The following is a 22,300-nucleotide window of genomic DNA, read 5'->3' on the forward strand; positions in this document are numbered from 1 at the left end:
GAAGGGCACCCCACTCATGCCTGGCACCTACTCCGGGACCATCGTCCCGCTGATCACCCCGCTCGACGAGCACGGCACCGTCGACGAGCGGAGCGTCGCCCGCCTCGTCGACCACGTCCGCGCCGAGGTCTCCGGCCTCATGCCGGCCCTGACCTCCGGCGAGGGCTGGGCGCTGGACGCCCGGCAGTGGCACGACGTCGTGGCGTACACCGTCGAGCACGCGGACGGCCTGCCCGTGCTCGCCGGCATCCAGCTCCCCGACACCGACGCGGTGATCGACCGGGCCCGCACGGCCGCCGCACTCGGCGCCGACGCGGTCGTCGTGACCACGCCGTTCGGCGCGGACGTGACGCAGGACGCGATCGTCGCCCACTACCGGTCGATCCGCGCGGCCCTCGACATACCGGTCTTCCTCTACAACGAGGAGGCGCTGTCCGGCAATCGCATCGCGTTCGACACCCTCGTCCGGATCTGCAAGGAGATCCCCGGGATCGTCGGCATCAAGGAGTCGAGCGGCGACGCCGCCTTCACCCGCGAGATGGCGGAGGCCGGCACCGGCATCCCCGTCTTCGAGGGCTGGGAGAACCTCCTCGTCGACGCCCGCGGCATCCAGGGCTTCATCGGCCCGCTGGCCAACCTCGAACCCGGGCTGTGCAACGCCATGCTGGTCGACCCGACCCCCGACCGGCAGACGGAGATCAACACTGTCTGCGAGCGGTACGGAGTCTTCCGCGACGACTGGTACCGGTGGGTGAAGAGGGAGCTGCACCGGCGCGGCGTGATCAGCTCCCCCACCACCCACGAGGAGGCGAAGGCGGCATGAGCACCACCCCCGCCTCGCCCGTCCCGGTGGCCGCGCACTCCGTCGCGGCCCCGGCCGCGACCGCCCAGCGCGAGCTGCACGACCTCTACCGCCGGGTCCCCAACCTCGGCGACTACGGCTCGATGACGGCGATCGAGGAGCGCTGGATCCTGCCGAAGGCGCGCGCCTACGAGACCTCCGCCCCGCGCTTCGGCTCGGCCGGCGAACTGCTCCAGGCCCTGAAGGAGTTCCTCGCCGAGGAGGAGGCCGCACTCCCCGAGAGCGCGACCTTCCTCGCCGAGCACGCGACGCTCGAACAGTTCAAGGTCGTGGTGCGGCAGTTCGCCCTCGACGGCCTCACCGAGTCGGAGTCGCTGCTCCCGGTGGTCCCCCGGCTGCCGTACCGCTCGGCGATGGCGGTCTTCCGGGTCCTCATCGACGAACTGGGCTGCGGCAACGAGGAGAAGGCGCACTCCCAGCTGTACCGGGACCTGCTCACCGAGCTCGGTCTGAGCCTCCGGCTCGACGACTACCTCGACGACACGTCGCCGGAGTGCTTCGCCTACGTCAACATGTTCCACTGGCTGGCGAGCCGGGCACCCTCGCCCCAGTACTTCCTGGGCGCGTACGCCTACTTCGAGACGAGCGTGCTCTACGCCTTCCAGAGTTTCGCCCGGGCGGCGCGGCGCCTCGGAATCGTCCACGACGCCTACTACACCGAGCACCTCTACATCGACGCCTACCACAGCAACCACATGCGGACGGCGATCCGCGCCCTGGAGGAGCCCGACCTGGCGAAGATCTGGGCGGGCGTGCGGCTGGCCTCCGACATCGTCGGCGAGGCGACCGAGACGGCGATCGCCCGGGCGCGGGGGGCCGTCGCATGACGGCCGTGCCCGCCGGGCGGCGCCGCGAGGGCGGTGAGCCCGTCGTCCGCCAGGTGACCGAGGACCTGGTCCTGGTCGAGGTCGGCGGCCGCAAGGTCCTCGCGGCCGCCCTCTGCCCGCACCGCGGGGGCCGGCTCAAGTACGGCAGGGTCGACGGGGACAGGCTGCGCATCACCTGCCCCCTGCACCACACGACCTTCGACCTGACGAGCGGCGAGCGGACCTCGGGGGCGGCCTGCGCCGCCCTCCGGGTGGTCGACGTGCTGCCCGGCGACCCCGGCGTACAGGACCGGGCCGGGGGCGCCCCGTGACCACCACACCGACCGGGGCGGCGTCCACCGTGACGCCGCCCCGTGCGGCGGCCGGCCACGACGGCGTCGCGCCGGTGCCGGCGGCCGAACGGACCTCGACACCGGCCGCGTTCGGCTGGATCTGGCCGTCCGCGCAGTTCTCGTTCGGCACGGTCGTCCTCGGCGCGCTGCCCGTGGTCTTCGGTCTGGGCTGGTGGGCCTCGGCGAGCGCGATCGCGGTGGGCGTCGCCGTCGGCACGGTGCTGCTCGCGCCGCTGGCCCGGTTCGGCGTCCGCACCGGGACCAACGACCCCGTGGCGAGCGGAGCGCACTTCGGCGTACGGGGCAGGGTCGTCGGCAACGCCCTCACGGTGGTCACGGCGCTCGGCTTCTTCGCGATCGCCGTGTGGACCGGTGGCACCGCGGTCATGGTGGCCGGCCACCGGCTGCTGTCCACGCCGACGGGGCCGGGCGCGCTGACGGCCGCGATGGCCGTGACGGCGGCGGCGGTCGCGCTGGTCGCCGTGCGCGGTCACGAGACGCTGGTCCGCACGTACCGGATCACCGCCGTCACCGGCGGGGCGGTGCTGCTCGGCACCGTGCTCGTGCTCGCCCCCCGGTTCGACGCGGGATACGCCGGCGGGACGCCGGTGCTCGGCAGCGGTCCGCACACCTGGCTGCTCGCGGCGACCGCGTCCGCGACCGTTCCCCTCTCGTACGCCACCTTCCAGGGCGACTACACGCGCTTCATGCCCGCCTCCACCCCCACCGGGCGGGTGGTGCGGGCCAGCGGCACCGCGATGTTCCTCAGCAGTCTCGCCGCGCTGCTCACCGGCGCGTACGTGACGACGCTCTTCCCGGTCCCCGACGATCCCTGGCTCCAGGGCCTGACGGACGCGGTGCCCGGCTGGTTCGCCGTCGCGGTCGTGGTCTTCGGCTTCGCGGGCACCCTGCCGCAGGCCGGCCTCTGCCTGTACGCGGCCGGGCTCTCCGCCAACTCGGTCTTCTGGCGCTCCTCGCGGGCCTCCGTCACCGCGGTGGTCGCGCTGCTCGCGGCGGCCGTGCTGTACCTCGGGGCGGTGGTGTACGACGCCATGGACGCGATGTCGGCGTTCGTGACGCTGCTGCTGACCGTCGTCGCCCCGTGGGCGGCCGTCCTCTCCGTCGGGTACGTGCTCCACCGGGGCCGGTACGACGCGGAGGCGCTGCGTACCTTCACCGGCGGCGGGGGCGGACGGTACTGGTACGCGGGCGGCATCAACCCGCGGGCCGCCGCGGCCTTCGCGACCGGCGCGGCCGTCGGCGTGCTGTGGGTCAACAACCCGCTGTACACCGGCCCGTTGACCGGCCTGACGGGCGGGATCGACCTGAGCCTGCCGGCGTCGTTCGCGGTCGCGGCGGCGCTGTACGGGGTGCTGTGCCGGATCTGGCCGGAGCCGCCGCCGCTCCCCGAGAGCCGTTGACCCCGCTCGCGGACGCTCCCGCCCACCGACCCGAGATTGCCGAGGTGACCCCCTCATGTCCCTGTTCCGACTCACCGTCCGGTCGGTCGTCGAGGAGGCGGAGGGCGTCCGCGGGCTGCTCCTCGCCGATCCCGAGGGGGCCGAACTGGCGCCGTGGGAGCCCGGCGCGCACCTGCAGGTGACGCTCCCGTCCGGGACGGTCCGGCACTACTCGCTCTGCGGCGACCCGGCCGACCGGAGCGTCTACCGGCTCGGGGTGCTGCGCGAGCCGGCGGGCCGGGGCGGTTCGGAGGAGGTCCACACGGCCGTCGGGGAGGGCACCCTCCTCGGCGTCCGGGGGCCGTTCCAGCGGTTCCCGCTGGTGCCCGCCGAGCGGTATCTGTTCGTCGCGGGCGGCATCGGCATCACCCCGCTGCTGCCGATGATCCGCTCCCTTCCGCCGGGTTCGTGGTCCCTGCTGTACGGCGGGCGGAGCCTGGCGTCGATGGCGTACCGCGAGGAGCTGTCCGCACTCCCCGGGGTCACGCTCGTCCCCCGGGACACGGCGGGGCCGCCCGACCTGGACGCCGCCCTCGCCGGGCTCCCCGCCGGGACGGCCGTGTACTGCTGCGGCCCGGAAGGGCTTCTGCGGGCGGTGGAGGACCGGTGGCCGGGTCCGCTCCACACGGAGCGGTTCGGTGCGGCCGGCCCGGAACCCGCGCCGTCCGGCGGGGGCGGCTTCGAGGTCGAACTGCGCCGCAGCGGGCGGACCCTGCGGGTGGAGCCGGGCCGGAGCCTGCTCGACGCCGTGCGCGAGGTGCTGCCCGGGGTCGCGTACTCCTGCGAGGAGGGCTGGTGCGGCACCTGCGAGACGAAGGTGCTCGCCGGGACGCCCGAGCACCACGACTCCGTCCTCGGCGCGGACGAGAGGGCCTCGGGGGCGACCATGATGATCTGCGTGGGCCGCTCGCGCGGCGCGCGCCTCACGCTGGACCTGTGACCGGCGGACCCGCACCGCCCTGGGGGTGGCGCGGGTCCGTCACCGTGTCAGGGGAAGATCACCAGGGCCCGGCCGCCCTTGCCCGCGAGCATGTTGTCGAAGGCGCCCGGGATGCCGTCCAGGGTGATCCGCTCGGTGACGAGGGCGCCGAGGTCCAGCCGGCCGGCCCTGATGTGCTCGGCGAGGACCGGCAGGTCCTCGGCCGGGTTCGAGTTGCCGTAGACGCAACCGGCCAGGGTGCGGCCCCAGTGGAACAGCTCCAGGGCGTTGAAGGTGACCTGCTGGTCCCTGCCGCCGATGCCGACGACCGTGGTGCGGCCGCCGCGGCGGGTGGAATCCCACGCGGTACGGATGGTGACGGCGCGGCCGACGCACTCGACGGCCACGTCGACGCCGTTGCCCCCCGTGAGCTTCCGGATGTCCTTCGCCGTGGTGTCCGAGGCGACGACGTACTCGGTCGCCCCGGCCGCCCGGGCCAGTCCCTCCTTCTCCGGGGAGACGTCGACCGCGACGATCGTCGAGGCGCCCGCGATCCGGGCGGCCTGGAGGGTGGCGAGGCCGACCCCGCCGACGCCGAACACGGCGACGGTCTCGCCCGCCCGGACCCGGGCGGAGTGGTGGACCGCGCCCCAGCCGGTGAGGACGGCGCAGCCGAGCAGGGCCGCGTCGGCGAGCGGCACGCCGTCGGGGACGGGCAGCACGCAGTTGGCGGCGACGACCGTCTCCTCGGCGAAGGCGGCGACGTTGAGGCCGGGGTGGAGGGCGGTGCCGTCCGCGGTGTGGGCGTGCACGTTCCCCGCCCCGGTCAGCGCGTCGGCGCAGAGCCACACCTCGCCCAGCGAGCAGGGGTGGCAGCTGCCGCAGGACGGCGCCCAGTTGAGGACGACGGCGTCGCCGGGAGCCACGTGGGCGACCCCGTCGCCGACGGAGACGACCGTGCCGGCGCCCTCGTGGCCGAGGACGGCCGGGACCGGCACGCGCATGGTGCCGTGGGAGAGCGACAGGTCGGAGTGGCAGACCCCGGCGGCGGCGAGCCGGACCCGGACCTGGCCGGGACCGGGCTCGGGGAGTTCGATGTCGGTGATCTCCAGGGGGGAGCCGACGGCGGGCAGGACGGCGGCGCGGATCGTGCTCACGGGGACTGCTCCTCGGGGCTCAGAACTGGAGGGACTTGGTCTGGAGGTACTCGGCGAGGCCGTGCGCGCCGAGTTCCCGGCCCACACCGGACTGCTTGTACCCGCCGAAGGGGGCCAGCGGGTTGAAGCGGCCGCCGTTGATGTCGACCTGGCCGGTCTCCATGCGGCGGGCGAAGGCGACGGCCTCGGCCTGCTCGCCCCAGACGGCGCCGGCGAGTCCGTAGACGGTGCCGTTGGCGATGGCGAGGGCCTCGTCCTCGTCCTCGTACCGGAGGAGCGAGACGACGGGTCCGAAGATCTCCTCCTGGGCGATGGTCATCTCCGGGGTGACGTCGGCGAAGACGGTCGGCGCGACGTAGTAGCCGGTCTCGCGCGGGGCGTCGGGGCCGCCGGCGACCAGGCGGGCGCCCTCGGCGACGCCCTGCTCGATGTAGCCGCGGACGCGGTCCCGCTGCTTCGCGTTGACCAGGGGGCCGACGCGCTCGCCGGGGACGTACTTGGCGACGGCCTCGGCGGCGAGCGCCACGGCCTCCTCGTACCGGTCGGCGGGGATCAGCATCCGGGTCCAGGCGCTGCACGTCTGGCCGGAGTTGGACATGACGTTGGCGACGCCGACGGCGACGGCCTTGGGGAGGTCGGCGCTCGGGAGGATGACGTTGGCGGACTTGCCGCCGAGTTCGAGGGCGACCCGCTTGACGGCGCCGCCCGCGAGGGCGCCGATGCGGCGGCCGACGGCGGTGGAGCCGGTGAAGGAGACGAGGTCGACGTCCGGGTGTTCGGCGAGCGCCTGTCCGGCGACCGGACCGAGGCCGGTGACCAGGTTGAAGACGCCGGCGGGCAGGCCGGCCTCGTGGACGGCCTCGGCGAAGAGCTGGGCGGTGAGCGGGGTGTCCTCGGCGGGCTTGAGGACGGTGGTGCAGCCGGCGGCGAGGGCGGGGGCGACCTTGGCGACGATCTGGTGGAGCGGGTAGTTCCACGGTGTGATCGCGGCGACCACGCCGACCGGCTCGGCGTAGACGGTGGAGTTGCCGACCTTCTCCTCGAAGGGGTGGGTGGCGGCGAGTTCGGCGTACGAGCCGGCGACGGCGATCGGCAGGCCCGCGTGCACGGCGGCGGCGAACTGCGGCGGGGCGCCGAGTTCGGCGGTGACGGTGGCGGCTATCTCCTCCGCGCGGGCGGCGAGCGCGTCGCGCAGGGCGGCGATACGTGCTCCGCGCTCGGCGGGCGCGGTGGCGGCCCAGCCGGGGAGCGCGGCGCGGGCGGCGCGTACGGCGGCGTCGACGTCCTCCGCGGTGCCCGCCGGGACGTGGCCGATGATCTGCTCGTCGGCCGGGTTGATCACCGGGATCGTGTCCGCGGAGGAGGCGGGGCGCCACTCCCCGCCGATGTACATCGCGTCGTGCGCGTCGTGGGCCTTCATGCGCTTCCCTCTCGTCACCCGGCCGACCGGTGCGGCGGCACCGACCCAAACTAGCGCTGTTAGTTTTCTGGCGCCAGGGTCCGCCGGAGTGCCCCCGGTCTCACCCGGCGACGCCCCGCCGCCGACCGATCGTGCCGCCCCCGAGCACCCGCTGTCCACGCCGGTCCCGACAGCCCTACGCCCCCGGAACTGGCGGATGCCTCCTTGCCGGGCCCGGCAAGGAGGCCGGCCCGCCGACCGCGCGGCGGCCCGGGCACAGGGACACGCCCCGACCGACGGAGCGGCTGGGTCCGTCGGTCGGGGCGTGGCTTGGGGGGCCGGGTGCGCGGACCCGGGGGTCAGATCTTCTGGGCGAGGTCGGTGAGATGGGCGAAGACGACGATGTTCGCCTCGTAGCCCGTACTGCGGTCGAAGACCCCACCGCAGGTGAGCAGCCTGAGTTCGGGCCGCCCGGTGGCGCCGTACACCTCCTTGTCGGGGAACTCCGCCTTGGCGTACGTGCGCACACGGTCGACCGTGAAGACGGCGACCCTGCCGTCGGCGCGGGCGACCCGGACGGTGTTCCCGGCGCTGAGCGAGTCGAGGTTGAGGAAGACGGCGGGCCCGGTCCGGGTGTCACGGTGGCCGACGACGACGGCCGTGCCGCGTTCACCGGGGGTGACGCCCTTGGCGTACCAGCCGACGACATGGGGGTTGTCGACGGGCGGGGTCGCGAGCCGCCCGGTGGCGTCGACGTCGAGGTCGGTCACCGGGGCCTCGATGGTGATCGCCGGGACGGCCAGGGCGGTGGGGCGTGAGCGGGGCAGCGGCGCGGGCGGGGGCGCCGGCCGGGGCGTCGCCTTCGGCCGGGGCGCGGGTGTCGCCTTCCGGGGCGCGGGTGTCCCCTTCGGCCGGACCCCGGGCTTCGCCTTGTGGTCCAGGGCGGCGGGCGCTCCGGCCGCCGCGTGCGCGGCCCCGGCCGCCTGCCCGGTCCCGCCGGGGGCGGCCGGGCCGGCGGCGAGCGGCGGGTCGGCCGGTTCGTCGTCACCGGCCCACCAGACACCCCCGGTCACCAGGACCGTGGTCACCGCCACGGTCCTGGTGAGCCGGAGGATCCGGCGCCGCCTGCGCGAGATGCGGGACCTACGCGGCGCCATTGTCGCGGCGGCGCGAGCGGCGGATCAGGACCAGTCCGGCCGTACCGGCGAGGCCGGCCGCGACGGCCGCCCCGACGCCGAAGGCGGAGGAGCCCTCGGCGGCGATCTCCGCGCTGCCGCCGCCACCCGCGCCGACCGGGCCGTGCGGGGGCTTGCCGTGGCCGTGGCCGTAACCACCGGAGCCGCCGTTCGATCCGCCCGGACCGCCGTTCGATCCGCCGGGACCGCCGTTGGGGCCGCCCGGACCGCCGCTGGGCCCGCCCGGACCGCCACTGGGGCCGCCGTTCGGCGGGCTGCTGGGGTTGGTGATGACGTCACCGGGGCACTCGACCTGGAACACCTTCTGCTTGCCGGCCCCGGTCTGGCCCTCGAAGGTCCAGACGAGCTTGTACTGACCGCTGGGCAGCGACAGGGGACCGGTGTGGCCCGTGCCGGTCGCCAGGGCGATGTGACCGCTGAGGTTCGGATCGTCGGCCTTGGGTGGCTGCGGCGCGATCTCCCAGTCCACTTCCTGGAGCGTGTCGAAGTTGAAGGCCGCCAGGTAGAACCTGCAGACCTTCGGCTCGTTGCGCTGGTCGTCGAAGGGCGTGCCGAGCTTGTGGATCTTGACGTCGCCGTTGTCGCCGGGGGCGGCGTACGCGGACGGCGCCCCCGCGAGGACGAGGCTGCCGAGAGCGAGTGCGGCGGCGGCGGTGGCGGCGAGGGGCCGGGCGGTACGAGCGGTCATGCGGGGTTCCTCCGGAAGGAGTTCGTCGGACGGATTTACCGATAATCCGACTATCTGTCACCACATGACTGCGGAGGGTGGCGACATGCGCACGCCACCCTCCGAAGTCGCCCGTCCGGCGCAGACCCCGCCCTGACCTGGCCCGACTTGGCCCGGCCCGGCCCGGCTTGGCCTGGCTTGGCTCGGCTCGGCTCGGCTCGGCTCGGCTCGGCTCGGCGTCAGATGATCCCGAAGAGGATTCCCGCCGCCAGGACGACCAGCGAGGTCAGCGCGGCCCACTTCACGGTGAACCGGGTGTGGTCGCCGAACTCCACCTTCGCCATGCCGACGAGCACGTACACCGCGGGCACCAGCGGGCTCGACATGTGCAGCGCCTGGCCGACCAACGACGCCCGGGCGATCTCCAGGGGCGACACCCCGTGGGCGGCGCCCGCCTCGGCGAGGACCGGCACGACGCCGAAGTAGAAGCCGTCGTTCGACATGAAGTAGGTGAGCGGGATGCTCAGCACGCCGGTGACCAGGCCCATGTGCGGGCCCATGCCCTCGGGGATGGCGCCGACGAGCCAGTCGGCCATGTGCTTGACCATGCCCGTACCGGTGAGGACACCGGTGAACACCGCGGCGGCGAAGACCATGCCGGAGACGTTGAGGACGTTGTCGGCGTGCGCGGCGACACGCGCCTTCTGCTCGGCCATGTTCGGGTAGTTGACGGTGAGCGCGAGTGCGGCGCCGAGGAGGAACAGGACCGGGATCGGCAGCAGCTCCATGATCATCGCGGCGAGGAGCACGACGGTCAGACCGGCGTTGAACCAGTAGAGCCGGGGGCGGAGCGTCGCACGGTTCGGGTCGAGCCCCTGGAAACCCTCGGCCGCGGCGGCGCCATCTCCGGCGCCGGAGCCCGTGGACTTGTCCAGCGTGACCTTGCCGGAGTCGGTGCCGGAGCCGGTCGCGGTGCCGCCGACGCCCGGGCCGCCCGCCCCGACAAGGACGGTCTCGGTCTCGGTCACCAGGGCCTCGTCGAGGGTGAGGTACCCGATCCGCTTCCGCTCGCGGCGCCCGAGGACGTACGCGAGGGCGAAGACGAAGAGCAGCCCCATGCCCAGCGCGGGGATCATCGGCACGAAGATGTCGGCGGCGTCGAGCTTCAGCGCGGTCGCGGCGCGGGCCGTGGGGCCGCCCCAGGGCAGGGTGTTCATGACGCCGTTGGCGGTGGCGGCGACACCGGTCATGACGACCAGGCTCATACCGAGCCGCTTGTAGAGCGGATACATCGCCGAGACGGTGATCATGAAGGTGGTGGAGCCGTCGCCGTCCAGGGAGACGATCGCGGCGAGCAGCGCGGTCCCCACGACGACGCGCATCGGGTCGGCCTTGCAGAAGCGCAGGATGCCCCGGACGATCGGGTCGAAGAGGCCGACGTCGATCATCACGCCGAAGTAGACGATCGCGAACATCAGCATCGCGGCGGTCGGCGCCAGCTTGCCGACGCCTTCGATGACGTAGTCGCCGAGCTGGGCCCCCTGCCCGACCGCGACGCAGAAGAGCGCGGGGATCAGCACGAGCGCCGCGATCGGCGACATCTTTTTCATCATGATCAGCACCAGGAAGGTCGCGATCATGGCGAAACCGAGGACGGTCAGCATGGAGGACACCTCACGTTCACCCTTGAACTGCCGCCGAGCGGCGGTCCGGATGACGGTAGGTGCCCTCTTCTGCCGTTAACAAGACGTTGACGCGTGAGCAATACGAGCAAAACCCCAGGTCACGGCAGGGGTGACACCTCGACGGGGAATCCGTTCAGGACGGCGGTGCCGGACAGCGGGTCGAGTCGGGACCCGTCGAGGAGCTGGTTGACGTTGACCCCGGGACGGGCGGACGCCACGCCCAGCCGGGTGCCCGGCCGGTCGTGTCCCCAGCCGTGCGGGAGGCTCACCACCCCGGGCCGCACCCCCTCGGTGACCTCCACCGGCACCTCCAGCTCCCCGCCCTCGCCCTTGATCCGGGCGAGTCCGCCGTCGGTGAGCCGCAGCCGGTCCGCGTCCCGGGGGTGCACCTGGAGGGTGCAGCGGTTCGATCCGCCGCCGAGCGCGGGGGCGTTGTGCAGCCAGCTGTTGTTCGAGCGCAGGTGCCGGCGCCCGACGAGCTGGAGGGTGCCGGGCTCCGGCACGGCGTGGAGCGCGGCCCGCAGCCGGGGCAGGTCCGCGGCGAGGGGCGCGGGGAACAGTTCGATCCGTCCGCTGCGGGTCTTGAGGAGCCCCGGGATCCGCGGCTTCAGCGGCCCGAGGTCCATGCCGTGCGGGTGGGCCTTCACCTCGTCGAGGGTGAGTCCGTACGGGCCGAGGCGCAGCATCAGGTCGAGCCGCCGCTCGGGTCCGGTGGCGCCGGTGAGCCGGGCCGCGAACTCCGCGGGGTCGGCGCCGTACGCCGGTGAGTGCTCCTGGGTGACCGCCTTGGCGAGGGTGGTGTCGATGGCGAGCCGGTCGACCGCGGACGGCGGGGCTCCGTGCATCCCGGAGACGGCGAGGACGAGCCGGGCGTGGATCTCGCACTCGTCCATGCGGTCCGCTTCGAGGGGGATGACGGCGGGGCTGTAGCGGACCTGGTCGCGGACGGCGAAGCCGTTGAACGCGAAGTCGAAGTGGGCGCTGCGGGTGGGCGGCGGCGGGGGGAGCAGGACGTCGGCGTGGCGGGTGGTCTCGTTGAGGTACGGGTCGACGGCGATCATGAGGTCGAGGGAGGCGAGGGCCGCGTCGAGGCGGTTCCCGTCGGGCGCGGACAGGACGGGGTTGGCGGCGACGGTGATCACCGCCCGGATCCGTCCCTCTCCCGGCGTCTCGATCTCCTCGGCGAGCGCGGCCAGCGGCAGTTCGCCCTTGACCTCGGGGTGACGGGAGACCCTGCTGTGCCGCCGGCCCAGGGCGAAGCCCTTCCCGGGGCCGGCCGGGCGCGGGGCGGGCGCGGTGGCGGAGAGTGGGAAGAGGGCGCCCCCGGGCCGGTCGAGGTTGCCGGTGAGGACGTTGAGGACGTCGACGAGCCAGTTGGCGAGGGTGCCGTGCGCCACGGTGGAGCTGCCCATCCGCCCGTACACGGCGGCGGTGGGCGCGGCGGCGAGTTCGCGGGCGAGGGCGCGGATGGTCTCCGCGTCCACGTCGCAGGCGGCGGCGACCGCCTCGGGGCCGAACTCCCCCACCGCGGCCCGGACCTCCTCGACGCCTTCGACGTGGGCGGCGAGCGGGCCGAGGTCGGTGAGGCCCTCCTCGAAGAGGGTGTGGACGAGCGCGGCGAGGAGGAGGGCGTCGGCGCCGGGGCGGATGGCGACGTGCCGGTCGGCGAGGCGGGCGGTGCGGGTGCGCCGGGGGTCGACGACGGTGAGGGTGCCGCCGCGCCGGCGCAGCGCCTTGAGCCGGCCGGGGAAGTCGGGGGCGGTGCAGAGACTTCCGTTGGAGTCCAGCGGGTTGGCGCCCAGGATCAGCAGGTGGTCGGTGCGGTCCAGGTCCGGCACGGGGACGGCGAAGGGGTCCCCGAAGAGCAGGCCGCTGGAGACGTGCTTGGGCATCTGGTCGAGTGTGGACGCGGTGAAGAGGTTCCGCGTCCGCAAGGCGCCGATCAGCAGGGGCGGGTAGAGGGCGCCGGCGATCGTGTGCGCGTTGGGGTTACCGAGGACGATACCCACGGCGTCCGGCCCGTACTCCTCGATCAGCGGCCGGATTCGGGCGGCGATCGTGTCGAACGCCTCGGTCCAGGTGGCCTCCTGGAGCCTGCCGTCCTTCCGGACCAGGGGGCCGCGGAGCCGGTCCGGGTCGGCGTCGACCTCGGGGAAGGCGGCGCCCTTGGGGCAGATGAACCCCTGGCTGAAGACGTCGTCGCGGTCCCCGCGGGCCCCGGTGACCCGGGTTCCGTCGAGTGTCAGGGTCAGTCCGCAGGTCGCTTCGCAGAGGGGGCAGATGCGCAGGGCGGTGGACATGGCGTCTCCCTGGGGGCGTCGGGTGGCGCCGAGCATACCGACCGGTAGGCACGTACGGGAGGGGCCTGCGTGAGCTTGTGCGGGAGGGCCCTGCGGGGCCCTACGACAGCGAGGGCGCCAGGTAGGCGTGGAGCAGGTGGCGCGTCTCGTCGACCAGGGCCGGGTCGCCGTCCGGGTCGGTACGGAAGGCGAGCCGGACGAGGGCGTCGGCGGTCTCGACCCCGACGAGGACCTTGCGGCGCAGGTCGTCGTCGGCGGTACGGCCCAGGTGCGCGGCGAGGAGCAGGCAGATCCGGTCGGCCACCAGGCGGTTGGGGTCCTCGGCCGGCCCGTCGGCCCCCTCCTCGCCGGCGTCGCGGGGGCTCCCGTCCGCCCCCTCGTCCTCGTCCGCCCCTTCGCTCCCGTCCGCCGCGTCGCTTCCGCTCCCGCCCTCGCCCTCGCCCTCCCCGTCACGCTCGCCGCGACGTTCGCTCTCGCCCTCACCCTCGCCGGCGCCCCCTCCGGGCGCCGTGGCGGGCACTCCGAAGTCGACGAGGGCGAAGCCCGGGACGGTCCGCTTCATGGCGATGAACTCGTCGAGGACGCCGTCGATCGCCCCGTGGGCGTCGAGGAGCGGAGTCGCCGAGAAGCGGGTGGAGATCCGCTCGGCGTACTCGTCGAGGTTGCGGTGGGCGAGGGCGGAGACCATCGCCCGCTTGTTTCCGAAGAAGCGGTAGACGGAGCCGATGGGGACGCCGGCGCGGACGGCGACGGCACGGGTGCTCAGCTGCTCGTAACCGGTCTCGTCGAGGAGCGCGGCACAGGCGTCGAGGATCCGCGCGAGCCGCTCGGCGCTGCGCTGCTGCACGGGGGTGCGACGGAGTACCGGGGGTGTCTGGCTGATCTGGGGCACGGGGACCATGATGCCGCTCCCGTCGGGGATCGGGCGAAGCCGGGGTTCAGGCGATGAGGAGGCCGATGCCTCCGAGGGTGTAGGCGATCATCAGCACGAACAGCGGGAGTTGGCCGGCGACCGCCCGGGCGGGCGGGAAGAGACGCACGGACCGGTCGTGGGCGGCGACGACACCGAGGACGTGACCGGTGACGATCGCGACGACCTGGAGGGTCGCGAGGCCGCCGGGGCCCAGTGGTGGGGCGGGCGCGAGGGCGTTGTCAGTGCCCGCTGCCATGATGACGGTGCGTGGTCCTTCCGTGACGATGAGCGAGAAGTAGTGCGCGACGAGATAGCCGAGGGCGATGGGGAGCAGCGAGTGGGCGAAGGAGGTGAGGGGGGTGGTGAGGTCACGGCTCATCAGACGCAGGGCGCCCGCGCAGAGGCCGTAGCAGGCGGCGGCGAGGGCGACGGCGGCGAGGAGGCCGAGCGTGGCGGTGGCGGTGGGGCCGAGGGGTGAGGTCTGGAGGGTGGTGATCCAGCGGGGGTTGTCGGAGAGGCCGTCGTAGGCGGTGGAGCCGAGGAGGACGCAGACGGTGGCGACGAGGCCGGGGGTCTGCGGGGTGGAGTCGAGGCCGTGGAAGGGGGAGCGCAGGACGAGTCGGCCGTCGGCGCGGCGGCCGAGCGGCGAGAGGCGGGCGAGAAGGGAGGAGTAGACCTCGAAGGGGTCGGCGTGGGCGAACCAGCGCTCGCCGTGGCGGGCGGCGCCGAGGAGCTGGACGGCGGTGTACGTGGCGAGGGCGACGAGGAGGGTGGTGCGGGAGGTGTTGTCGGGCGCGACGAGTTCGAGCCAGGTGAAGAGGAGGAGCCCGGCCGCGGCGGGGCGGATGCCGAGGGCGGCGGGCAGCGGGCGGGGGTGCCGGGGCGGCCGGAGCGCGTGGACGGCGCGCAGGGGGTTGAGGAGGCGCCAGACGGGGCCGAGGAGGAGGGAGGCGGGGACCAGGCCGACCCAGAGGAGGACGTAGAGGGCGCCGGGTGCGGGGTTGCGGTCCGGGTCGTCGGGTCCGAGGAGGAGGTGGAGGACGAAGAGCAGGGCGGCGGCGGCTCCGAGCAGGCGGAGGGCGGTACGGGTGGCCGGGGCGTCGGCCACCCGCTGGAGGGCGGCGGGCAGCGGGCGTCCGGCCAGGTCGCCGCGGAAGCGGGAGGAGGACCAGAGGAGTCCGAGGGCGAGGAAGGAGACGAGGAGGGCGGTGAAGGCGCCGGCGTAGGCGTAGAAGGGGGAGAGGGGGAGGTCGTGCCGGGAGCCCACGCCGTGGGCGAGCGGGAGACCGAACGTCTCGGCGTGGGCGTGGGCGGCGGGGACGGCGGTCATCGGACGACGAGTTGGGTCAGCACGAGTCCGGACTCGTGCGTCTCGACCTCGAAGAGACCGGTGCGGTCGGCGGTGAGGGTGAGGGTGGCGGGGGTGCCGGGAGAGAGGGGAAGTTCACGGTCGTAGCCGTGCACGTGGAGGGTGTCGGCGCGGTCGCTGGTGACCCGGAGGGTGAGGCGTTCGCCCTTCTTCAACTCGATGCGGGAGGGGGGTGGCGAGACGGTCGTCCCGGTGATGGTGAGGGTGACGGTCCGGCCGGTGTCGGCCGGCCGGGAGCTCGTCGGTACGGGGGTGGCGGGGGCGCCGTCCAGGCGGACGGTGGTCTGGACGGGGGCGCCGGCGACGGCCCAGGCCGTGTGGTCGTCCGCGTGGAGCCGGACGGTCAGGGTGTGGGCGCCGGGCGGCACGTACCCCCAGGGGCCGTACAGCCGGGCGGTCTCCCGGCCGTCGACCAGCAGGCGGGCGTGGCCGCGGCCCGGGAGGGCGGCGCCGCCGGTGCTCTCGGGGGTGAAGCGGAACCTCTCCACGGTGAGGTGGACGTTCCAGCCGCCCTCCGGGTCGGGGCGGGCCTCGGCCCTGACGGTGGGCGCGTCGGCCGCGGGGAGCTCCCGGAGGCGGTGGCCGCCCTCGTCCTTGGCCGAGAGCAGGGTGCCGCTGCTTCCGGTCGCCTCCTGGTGGGTGGTGCCGGGCTTGTGGTGGGTGGTGGCCCGGCCGCCGCAGCCCGCGAGGGTCAGGGCGGCGGCCAGGACGAGGGCGAGCGGGACGAGGGGGGTCACCCGGCGCGGCGGTGTCATGCCTTCTCCTCCGCGAGTTGCCCGGCGGGGGAATCCGCGGGGTGGTCGGGGGTGGGGGCCGGGCGGGCGCCGGCGGCGATGACGGCCCACAGGACCCAGACGACCCCGAGGAGGAGGCGGAACCAGGCGGGGCTGAGGGGGATGCCCGGGATCATGAGGACCGCCTTGTCGAAGGCGTCCAGGAGGGTGAGGGCACCGAGGACCAGGGTGGTCCAGGCGAAGACGGGACGGGTCGGCCGCAGGGCGAGGCCGAGGAGGGTCCACCAGACTCCGATGAGGAGCAGCGCGAGGGCCGGGACGACGGTCGGGGTGAGGGCGAGGGTCGAGCCCACGACGTCGAGCGTGAGGCCCGCGAGGCCGATGAGGGTGGCCGCGCCGGCGAGCCGGTTGCCGCGCAGTCGGCGCCACCACAGGGCGAAGCCGGCGAGGGCGAGGACGAGGGCGCTGCCGAGGGCGAGTTGGGTCTCGACGCGCTGGAGGCCGCGGGCGCCGTACCAGTCGCAGCCGGCCGGGAGGCGGCGTGCCTGGACGTTGTAGTCGGCGCAGACGAGGAGCTGGGCGAGCTTGACGGGTTCGCCGGCGAGCCGGTCGGTGTTTCCGGAGACGTCGCCGCGGCGGGCGCCGCATTCGGGCAGGGAACCGGGGGTGGCGGCGCCGGCGTCGGACTGCCAGCAGTTGCCGCTGCCCTGGCCGTCCCACCAGACCTCGGTGCGGTTGGGGCGGGAGTTGCCGGCCTTGTCGACGCCGAGGTGGTTGGCGGCGTAGCGGTTGTGGTGGGAGGTGTCGGTCTGCTTGCCCCAGGCGGACTCTCCGCGGATGAAGGCGGGGACGGCGCTGAGGAAGAAGGCGGCGCGCTGGTGGCCGTAGACCCAGTTGTCCTCGTAGAGGTTCCAGTTGCCGCCGGCGGTGATGATGCCGGTGCCGGGCGGCATGGAGATCTGGGGGCAGACGACGCCCTGTTCGTAGCCGCGCTCGACGGGCGGCTTGGCGCAGGTGCCGTCGGCGACGTACGGGTAGTAGTTCTGGTTGTTGTCGTGGATCAGGTTGCGTTCGAAGCGGGCGTGGTTCTGGGGCAGTCCGGGGTGGCCGGGGAAGGCGGAGTCCATGGAGGCGCCGCCCATGTTGTGGTCGAGCTCGTTGTCGTGGACGTAGACGGAGTCCCCGGCGGTGCCGGAGTAGCCGACCATGTTGTGGTGGCTGCGGCAGCCGGTGATCTCGATGGAGTAGCGGGGGACGTCGTAGCCGTAGCCGTCGTTGATGTTCGAGGCCGAGCCGGGGTAGATGCCGGAGTCGCCGTTCCCGTAGGACTCGCAGTTCTTGTAGAGGCCGTGGTCGGAGGCGAAGGTGAGGAAGCCGTACTCGTCGTTCCAGCGGGTGAGGACGTCGTCGATGACGAAGCCGTCGGCGGCGAGGACGTACAGCGAGTTGAAGGTGGTGCGCTGGGCGGTGAAGTTGCGGAAGTAGATGCCGTCGGAGCCGTCGGCCCGGAGGGCGTTGAGCTTCTGGTACTTGGCGTCGATGACGACGTCCTGGCGGGAGGCGCCGGTGCCTTCGATCTGGAGGTTCTTCTTGCCGAGGATGGCGACGAGGTTCTGGTTGTGGGGGCAGCGGAGCTGCTGCTCGTAGCTGAGGATCTGGTAGCCGAGCGAGGAATTGGGGGCCTTGAGGGTGGCGCATGCCCCGGTGGGCTGCGGCAGGGAGGGCTCCTCCTCGTAGAGGCCGGGGAGGATCGCGATGGTGAGGTTCGGCCGGTCGACGGCGTCGACGGCCTGCTGGAGGTGGCGGTAGCCGCCGCGTGCGCAGCGGTCGTAGAGGGTGAGGTTGCGGGCCTTGAGGGCGGACGGATAGGCGGCGATCCGGCGCTCGAAGTCGGCCCGGTCGGTCTTGCAGACGAGGAGGTCGGGTTCGCCCGTGCGGAGTTTCGGCACGCTGCCGGAGCCGTCGGGCAGGGTGATGGGCCGCTCCTCGTGGGCCTGGGCCCCCGGTGCGGTGAGCAGGGCCGCGGCGAGTGCCGTGAGCACGACCGAGAGCGCGAGAACGAGTCTTCGGGTCCAGGACATGCGCGTGAGAGTAGAGCATTGTTCATCTTTTCTGACCCCCTCGCGCAAAGACTCGTACGAAGATCCGCGCGGAGGCCCCCCCCGGGACCGCGAGGAGGCCGCCCGAAGGCCGCACGGAGATCCACCGGAGGACCGTGCCCCGTTGACGGGAGGCGCGCGGAATCCTACGGTCATCCATAGGATTCCCTTGTGGGCTCAGGACAGGAGCGGGCGATGACCACGGAGCAGGCCAGAAAGACGGCCGAGGCGCTCACCTACAGCACCGGTTTCGGCAACGAGCACAGCTCGGAGGCGGTCCCCGGGGCTCTGCCGGACGGCCGTAACTCGCCGCAGCGCGCACCCCTCGGCCTCTACGCCGAGCAGCTCAGCGGCAGCGCCTTCACCGAGCCGCGGGCCCACAACCGGCGCTCCTGGCTCTACCGGATCCGTCCCTCGGCCGCGCATCCGCCGTTCACCCGCACCGGCAACGGCGCACTGCGCGGCGCTCCCTTCACCGAGACCGTGCCCGACCCCAACCGGCTGCGCTGGAACCCGCTGCCCGACCCCGCCCCCGGCACCGACTGGCTGGCCGGCCTGTGGACCCTCGGCGGCAACGGCGACGCGGCCCAGCGGACCGGCATGGCCGTGCACCTCTACCACGCCAACGCCTCCATGGAGCGGGTCTTCGGCGACGCGGACGGCGAGCTGCTGATCGTCCCGGAGCGCGGCGGCCTGCTGCTCCGCACCGAGCTGGGCCTGCTCGCCGCCCACCCGGGCGAGGTCGCGCTGATCCCGCGCGGGGTCCGCTTCCGCGTCGAGCTCCTCGACGAGACGGCCCGCGGCTACGTCTGCGAGAACTACGGGGCCCCGTTCCAGCTCCCCGACCTCGGCCCGATCGGCGCCAACGGCCTCGCCAACGCCCGCGACTTCCGGGCCCCGGTCGCCGCGTACGAGGACGTCGAGGGCCCCGTCGAGGTGGTCAACAAGTACTGCGGCAACCTCTGGTCGGCGACGTACGGCCACTCCCCGCTGGACGTCGTCGCCTGGCACGGCAACCACACCCCGTACGTCTACGACCTGCGGCGCTTCAACGTCATCGGGACGATCTCCTACGACCACCCCGACCCGTCGATCTTCACGGTCCTCACCTCGCCCTCCGACACCCCGGGGCTCGCGGGCGTGGACTTCGTGGTCTTCGCCCCGCGCTGGCTGGTCGGCGAGGACACGTTCCGCCCGCCGTACTTCCACCGCAACGTGATGAGCGAGTACATGGGCCTGATCGAGGGCGCCTACGACGCCAAGGCGGAGGGCTTCGTCCCGGGCGGCGGCTCGCTGCACAACATGATGTCCGCGCACGGCCCCGACCGGGAGACCTTCGACAAGGCCAGCGCCGCCGAGCTGAAGCCCCACAAGATCGACGACGGCCTTGCCTTCATGTTCGAGACCCGCTGGCCGATGACCGCGACCCCGCAGGCCGCGGACGCCGACCACCTGCAGAAGGGATACGACGACGTATGGCAGGGTCTGGAGCGCCACTTCCGGCCGTAGTGTCTCGGCCGTAAGCCCGTAGCCTTCGTACGGAGAACCCGTGACCGCCTTCGCACCCGACTCGCTGGTCCTGAACCGCAAGCTGCCGCTCTGGTATCAGGTCTCGCAGTCGCTGCGCGCCTCGATACTCGGCCGCACACCCGACGCCTCGCTGCGGCTGCCCACCGAGGAGCAGCTCGCCGCCCACTACGGCGTGAGCGTGCTGACCATGCGCCAGGCCCTCAAGGAGCTGGAGGAGGAGGGCCTGATCAGCCGGCACCGGCGGCGCGGCACGTTCATCGAGCCGGGCGCCCGGCGGTCCACCCCGCGCCGGCTGCTGGGCTCGATCGACGCGATCGTGGCCCAGCAGTCGGGCGAGCGGACGACGGTCCTCGGACACGGCCCCGCGCCGGTGCCGGGCGAACTCGCCGAGTACTTCCCGGACCTGCCGGAGATCGTGGCCTACCGGCGGCTGCGCCGCGACGGGGAGAGCGGCGAGCCGACGAACTGGGCGGAGAACGCGGTGCTCCCCGAGCTCGCCGCCGCCGTCGACCCGGCCGATCTGGAGCGCTGGCCGATGACGAAGGTGCTGCGGGACGTGGTCGGGGTGCGGATCAGCCGCATCACGGACACCGTCGAGGCCCGCCTCGCCGACCCGGAGACGGCGGGGCTGCTCCAGGTCCCGCTGCTCTCGCCGATCCTCCACTACACGGGCGTGACCTACGACGAGGACGGCAGGGTCGTCGACGTGGCCCGCATCCGCTACCGCGGCGACCGCTTCTCGTTCACGGTCACGGTGGAGGCCCACTGACCCTGGAGTGGCACGGAGGGCTCTCGTTAGCATGCGGGGCGTGACGAACGCGCCCGGAGCGGACGACGCCCCGCCCCTCCTCGACGAGCTCATGCCCTGGTCCGTCGCGCCGCTGCGGTTCGGGCGCGGCTGGATCGTGGCGCCGGACGTGCGGACGCTGCGGGCCCGCTGGGAGCGACTGACGGCCGCCGAGGGCGCCGAGCGGGAGGCGCTCTTCCGGCCGAGCCGGGCACGGACCCCGGTGACCGCGGTGGCCGCGCTGCCCGGGCAGCGGACCGGGACCGTGCGGTTCGCCCGCGAGTCCGGCCCGTGCCCGGCGCCGGTGCGGGTGGCGCACGGGCCGTTCGACGAGCAGTGGCTGCTGCCCGACCACCGTCTGATCGACACCGCCCGCCCGGAGCTGTGGCGGGTCGCCGGGGAGCCGCAGCTCTTCGCCGTCGAGCAGGGGTACGTGCCGGGGGCGGCGGGCCCCGCGCTCCTGGTGACCGCCGCGCTCCCCGAGGGCCGCTCCCCCGCCGGCCGCCCGGGCCGCATCCGCCCGCTCTTCCGCCGCCCCGGAGGGCTTGAGCCCAACCTCGCCCCGGGGCTGCTCGACTTCCTCGGCCGGCGGTACGGGCACGAGGTCGACGCCCGGGACTGGCTCGCGTGGACCGTGGCGGCGGCCGTCCCCTCCCCCGCCGGGTGCCGGGTGCCGCTGCCCGGGGACCCGGAGCTGTGGGCGGCCGGTGTGGCGCTCGGCCGGGAGCTCGTCGACGTACAGGCGCGCGGCGCCCTCAGCGGGACGAAGCCGCGGCTGCCGGGCGGGCGCCGCCCCTATGTGCGGGCCGCGGTGCCCGCCCGGCCCGGGACGATGACGTACGACTCCGGGGACGAGGAGCTGTGTCTCGGCGCCGGCCGGATCTCCCCCGTACCGGTGGAGGCATGGGAGTTCCGGGTCGGCGGGGTGCGGGTCCTGGAGCAGTGGTTCGCGCACCGGACTGCGCCGGCGGAGCCGGGTTCCCTGGAGGCGATCGGGCCCGCTGGGTGGCCGAAGGAGTGGACCTCGGAGCTGCTCGACCTGATCACCGTGCTCGCGCTGCTCGGTGCGCGGGAGCCGGAGCGGGCGGCCTTCACGGCGGAGGCGGCGGGTCCGCAGGTGACGGCCGGGCTGCGGGCGGCCGGGGTGCTCCCGCCACCGGCCCGGGCCCGCCGGCCCGCGTCCGTACTGGACCATCAGGAGGAGGGGCCGGAGGGCCAGTTCATGCTGCTGTGACCGTCCCCCGGGCCCCGCCCGCCACGAAGGACCGAGCCCCCCTCCCCTCGGGGCACCCGCCGCACAGGACCGAGCACCCGTCGGACGCCCGCCACGCCGGACCGGCTCAGCCGGCGCCCGGCGCGAAGGAGTCCAGGAGGCGGGCGATGGTCATGCCGAAGATCTCGTCGGGGTCGACGGGGGCGGCGGGCGCCTCGGACAGCAGCCCGGCGAGGTGCGGGTACCGTCCGCTCGCCACCTGTCCCATGAGGTAGGCGCCGCGCACGGCCTGTTCCTCGGCCTCGGACCAGGGCAGTCCGCGGGCCCGTTCCGCGATGGCCTGCTCGTTGGCGACGGTCGCCATGACCGTGCCGTTGACCATGGCGATGAGCTGCATCTTCAGTCCGGCGGGCGTGTCCAGGGGCGCGAGGCAGCCGAGGCACCACTCCAGGAAGCGCAGGGCGTTGGGGCTGAAGCCGTAGGCGGTGGTCATCACCCGGGGCAGCCAGGGGTGGCGGTACACGATCGCGCGGCTCTGGTGGGCGATCCCGGTCATGTCGGCGCGCCAGTCGCCGCTGGGCTCCTCGGGGAGCTCGTACTCCCCGCTGACCGCGTCGACCATCAGCTCGTACAGGTCCTCCTTGCGGGGGACGTAGTTGTAGAGCGACATGGTGCCGCAGCCGAGTTCGGCGGCGACGCGGCGCATGGAGACCGCGTCGATGCCGTCGGCGTCGGCGATGCGGACGGCCGCGGCCACGATGTCCCGCCGGCTGTAAGCCGGTTTCGGGCCCCGGCCCGTGCGCTCGGGGCGCGCCCAGATCACTTCCGGTTCGGCCGCTCGGCCCGCCATG

The 22,300-nt window shown here is 73.9% G+C and carries 19 protein-coding genes; 8 read left to right on the forward strand and 11 right to left on the reverse strand.

Going from position 1 to position 22,300, the window contains the following annotated elements; genetic code table 11:
• Window positions 1-16: 16 nt before the first annotated feature.
• The 5 genes from ACFVZH_RS24280 to ACFVZH_RS24300 are packed head-to-tail and all read left to right on the forward strand — an operon-like array spanning window position 17 to window position 4,421.
• Complete coding sequence (locus tag ACFVZH_RS24280) at window positions 17-823, forward strand: dihydrodipicolinate synthase family protein (RefSeq protein ID WP_384900191.1); 807 nt, start codon at window positions 17-19, stop codon at window positions 821-823.
• Window positions 820-1,689, forward strand: coding sequence for an iron-containing redox enzyme family protein (locus ACFVZH_RS24285; RefSeq protein WP_384900192.1), 870 nt, complete (start codon window positions 820-822; stop codon window positions 1,687-1,689). The genes ACFVZH_RS24280 and ACFVZH_RS24285 overlap by 4 nt, the downstream gene beginning before the upstream one ends.
• Window positions 1,686-2,000: a Rieske (2Fe-2S) protein gene (locus ACFVZH_RS24290; RefSeq protein ID WP_384900194.1), complete on the forward strand. Its 315-nt coding sequence runs from the start codon at window positions 1,686-1,688 to the stop codon at window positions 1,998-2,000. Before ACFVZH_RS24285 ends, ACFVZH_RS24290 begins: the two co-directional genes overlap by 4 nt.
• Window positions 1,997-3,442 (forward strand): purine-cytosine permease family protein, encoded by a 1,446-nt coding sequence (locus tag ACFVZH_RS24295; protein WP_384900196.1) that lies wholly within the window; start codon window positions 1,997-1,999, stop codon window positions 3,440-3,442. Before ACFVZH_RS24290 ends, ACFVZH_RS24295 begins: the two co-directional genes overlap by 4 nt.
• 55 nt (window positions 3,443-3,497) lie before the next feature.
• Entirely contained in the window at window positions 3,498-4,421 is a 924-nt protein-coding gene (locus tag ACFVZH_RS24300; RefSeq protein ID WP_384900198.1) for a PDR/VanB family oxidoreductase, read from the forward strand.
• 47 nt (window positions 4,422-4,468) lie between these two features.
• Here the strand turns inward: ACFVZH_RS24300 and ACFVZH_RS24305 are convergent, their stop codons facing one another.
• From ACFVZH_RS24305 to ACFVZH_RS24350, 10 genes are all read right to left on the reverse strand, one after another.
• Window positions 4,469-5,557, reverse strand: a complete 1,089-nt coding sequence (locus ACFVZH_RS24305; protein WP_384900200.1) for a Zn-dependent alcohol dehydrogenase — start codon at window positions 5,555-5,557, stop codon at window positions 4,469-4,471.
• Between the two features lie 19 nt (window positions 5,558-5,576).
• A complete protein-coding gene (locus ACFVZH_RS24310) occupies window positions 5,577-6,977 on the reverse strand; it encodes an aldehyde dehydrogenase family protein (RefSeq protein WP_384900202.1) in 1,401 nt (466 codons plus the stop codon).
• Window positions 6,978-7,315: 338 nt separating this feature from the next.
• Window positions 7,316-8,113 (reverse strand): class F sortase, encoded by a 798-nt coding sequence (locus tag ACFVZH_RS24315; protein ID WP_384900204.1) that lies wholly within the window; start codon window positions 8,111-8,113, stop codon window positions 7,316-7,318.
• Window positions 8,100-8,840, reverse strand: a complete 741-nt coding sequence (locus tag ACFVZH_RS24320) for a hypothetical protein (RefSeq protein WP_384900205.1) — start codon at window positions 8,838-8,840, stop codon at window positions 8,100-8,102. The genes ACFVZH_RS24315 and ACFVZH_RS24320 overlap by 14 nt, the downstream gene beginning before the upstream one ends.
• Window positions 8,841-9,058: 218 nt before the next feature.
• Complete coding sequence (locus ACFVZH_RS24325) at window positions 9,059-10,483, reverse strand: CitMHS family transporter (RefSeq protein ID WP_384900207.1); 1,425 nt, start codon at window positions 10,481-10,483, stop codon at window positions 9,059-9,061.
• A gap of 119 nt (window positions 10,484-10,602) precedes the next feature.
• Entirely contained in the window at window positions 10,603-12,804 is a 2,202-nt protein-coding gene (locus tag ACFVZH_RS24330; RefSeq protein WP_384900209.1) for a molybdopterin-dependent oxidoreductase, read from the reverse strand.
• A 100-nt stretch (window positions 12,805-12,904) separates the two neighbouring features.
• Entirely contained in the window at window positions 12,905-13,705 is an 801-nt protein-coding gene (locus ACFVZH_RS24335) for a TetR family transcriptional regulator (protein ID WP_384900211.1), read from the reverse strand.
• A 37-nt stretch (window positions 13,706-13,742) separates the two neighbouring features.
• Complete coding sequence (locus ACFVZH_RS24340) at window positions 13,743-15,047, reverse strand: hypothetical protein (RefSeq protein WP_384900214.1); 1,305 nt, start codon at window positions 15,045-15,047, stop codon at window positions 13,743-13,745.
• Entirely contained in the window at window positions 15,044-15,841 is a 798-nt protein-coding gene (locus tag ACFVZH_RS24345) for a hypothetical protein (protein ID WP_384900216.1), read from the reverse strand. The genes ACFVZH_RS24340 and ACFVZH_RS24345 overlap by 4 nt, the downstream gene beginning before the upstream one ends.
• Window positions 15,838-17,901 carry a right-handed parallel beta-helix repeat-containing protein gene (locus ACFVZH_RS24350; protein ID WP_384900217.1) on the reverse strand — a complete coding sequence of 688 codons (2,064 nt, stop codon included), beginning with the start codon at window positions 17,899-17,901 and terminating at the stop codon, window positions 15,838-15,840. The genes ACFVZH_RS24345 and ACFVZH_RS24350 overlap by 4 nt, the downstream gene beginning before the upstream one ends.
• Before the next feature lie 213 nt (window positions 17,902-18,114).
• Between ACFVZH_RS24350 and hmgA the strand changes: the two genes are divergently transcribed.
• Genes hmgA through ACFVZH_RS24365 form a run of 3 tightly spaced genes read left to right on the forward strand, consistent with a single transcriptional unit; the run spans window position 18,115 to window position 21,470 of the window.
• Window positions 18,115-19,428 (forward strand): homogentisate 1,2-dioxygenase, encoded by a 1,314-nt coding sequence (gene hmgA, locus ACFVZH_RS24355; protein WP_384900219.1) that lies wholly within the window; start codon window positions 18,115-18,117, stop codon window positions 19,426-19,428.
• A 40-nt stretch (window positions 19,429-19,468) separates the two neighbouring features.
• Window positions 19,469-20,218 carry a GntR family transcriptional regulator gene (locus ACFVZH_RS24360; RefSeq protein ID WP_384900221.1) on the forward strand — a complete coding sequence of 250 codons (750 nt, stop codon included), beginning with the start codon at window positions 19,469-19,471 and terminating at the stop codon, window positions 20,216-20,218.
• A gap of 31 nt (window positions 20,219-20,249) precedes the next feature.
• Window positions 20,250-21,470, forward strand: a complete 1,221-nt coding sequence (locus tag ACFVZH_RS24365) for a type ISP restriction/modification enzyme (RefSeq protein ID WP_384900223.1) — start codon at window positions 20,250-20,252, stop codon at window positions 21,468-21,470.
• Window positions 21,471-21,576: 106 nt separating this feature from the next.
• Here ACFVZH_RS24365 and ACFVZH_RS24370 read toward each other — a convergent pair whose 3' ends face one another.
• Window positions 21,577-22,299 carry a TetR/AcrR family transcriptional regulator gene (locus tag ACFVZH_RS24370; protein ID WP_384900225.1) on the reverse strand — a complete coding sequence of 241 codons (723 nt, stop codon included), beginning with the start codon at window positions 22,297-22,299 and terminating at the stop codon, window positions 21,577-21,579.
• Window position 22,300 lies beyond the last annotated feature (1 nt).

Source organism: Streptomyces sp. NPDC059534 (assembly GCF_042743475.1).
In the GTDB taxonomy this organism is placed as follows: Bacteria; Actinomycetota; Actinomycetes; order Streptomycetales; family Streptomycetaceae; genus Streptomyces.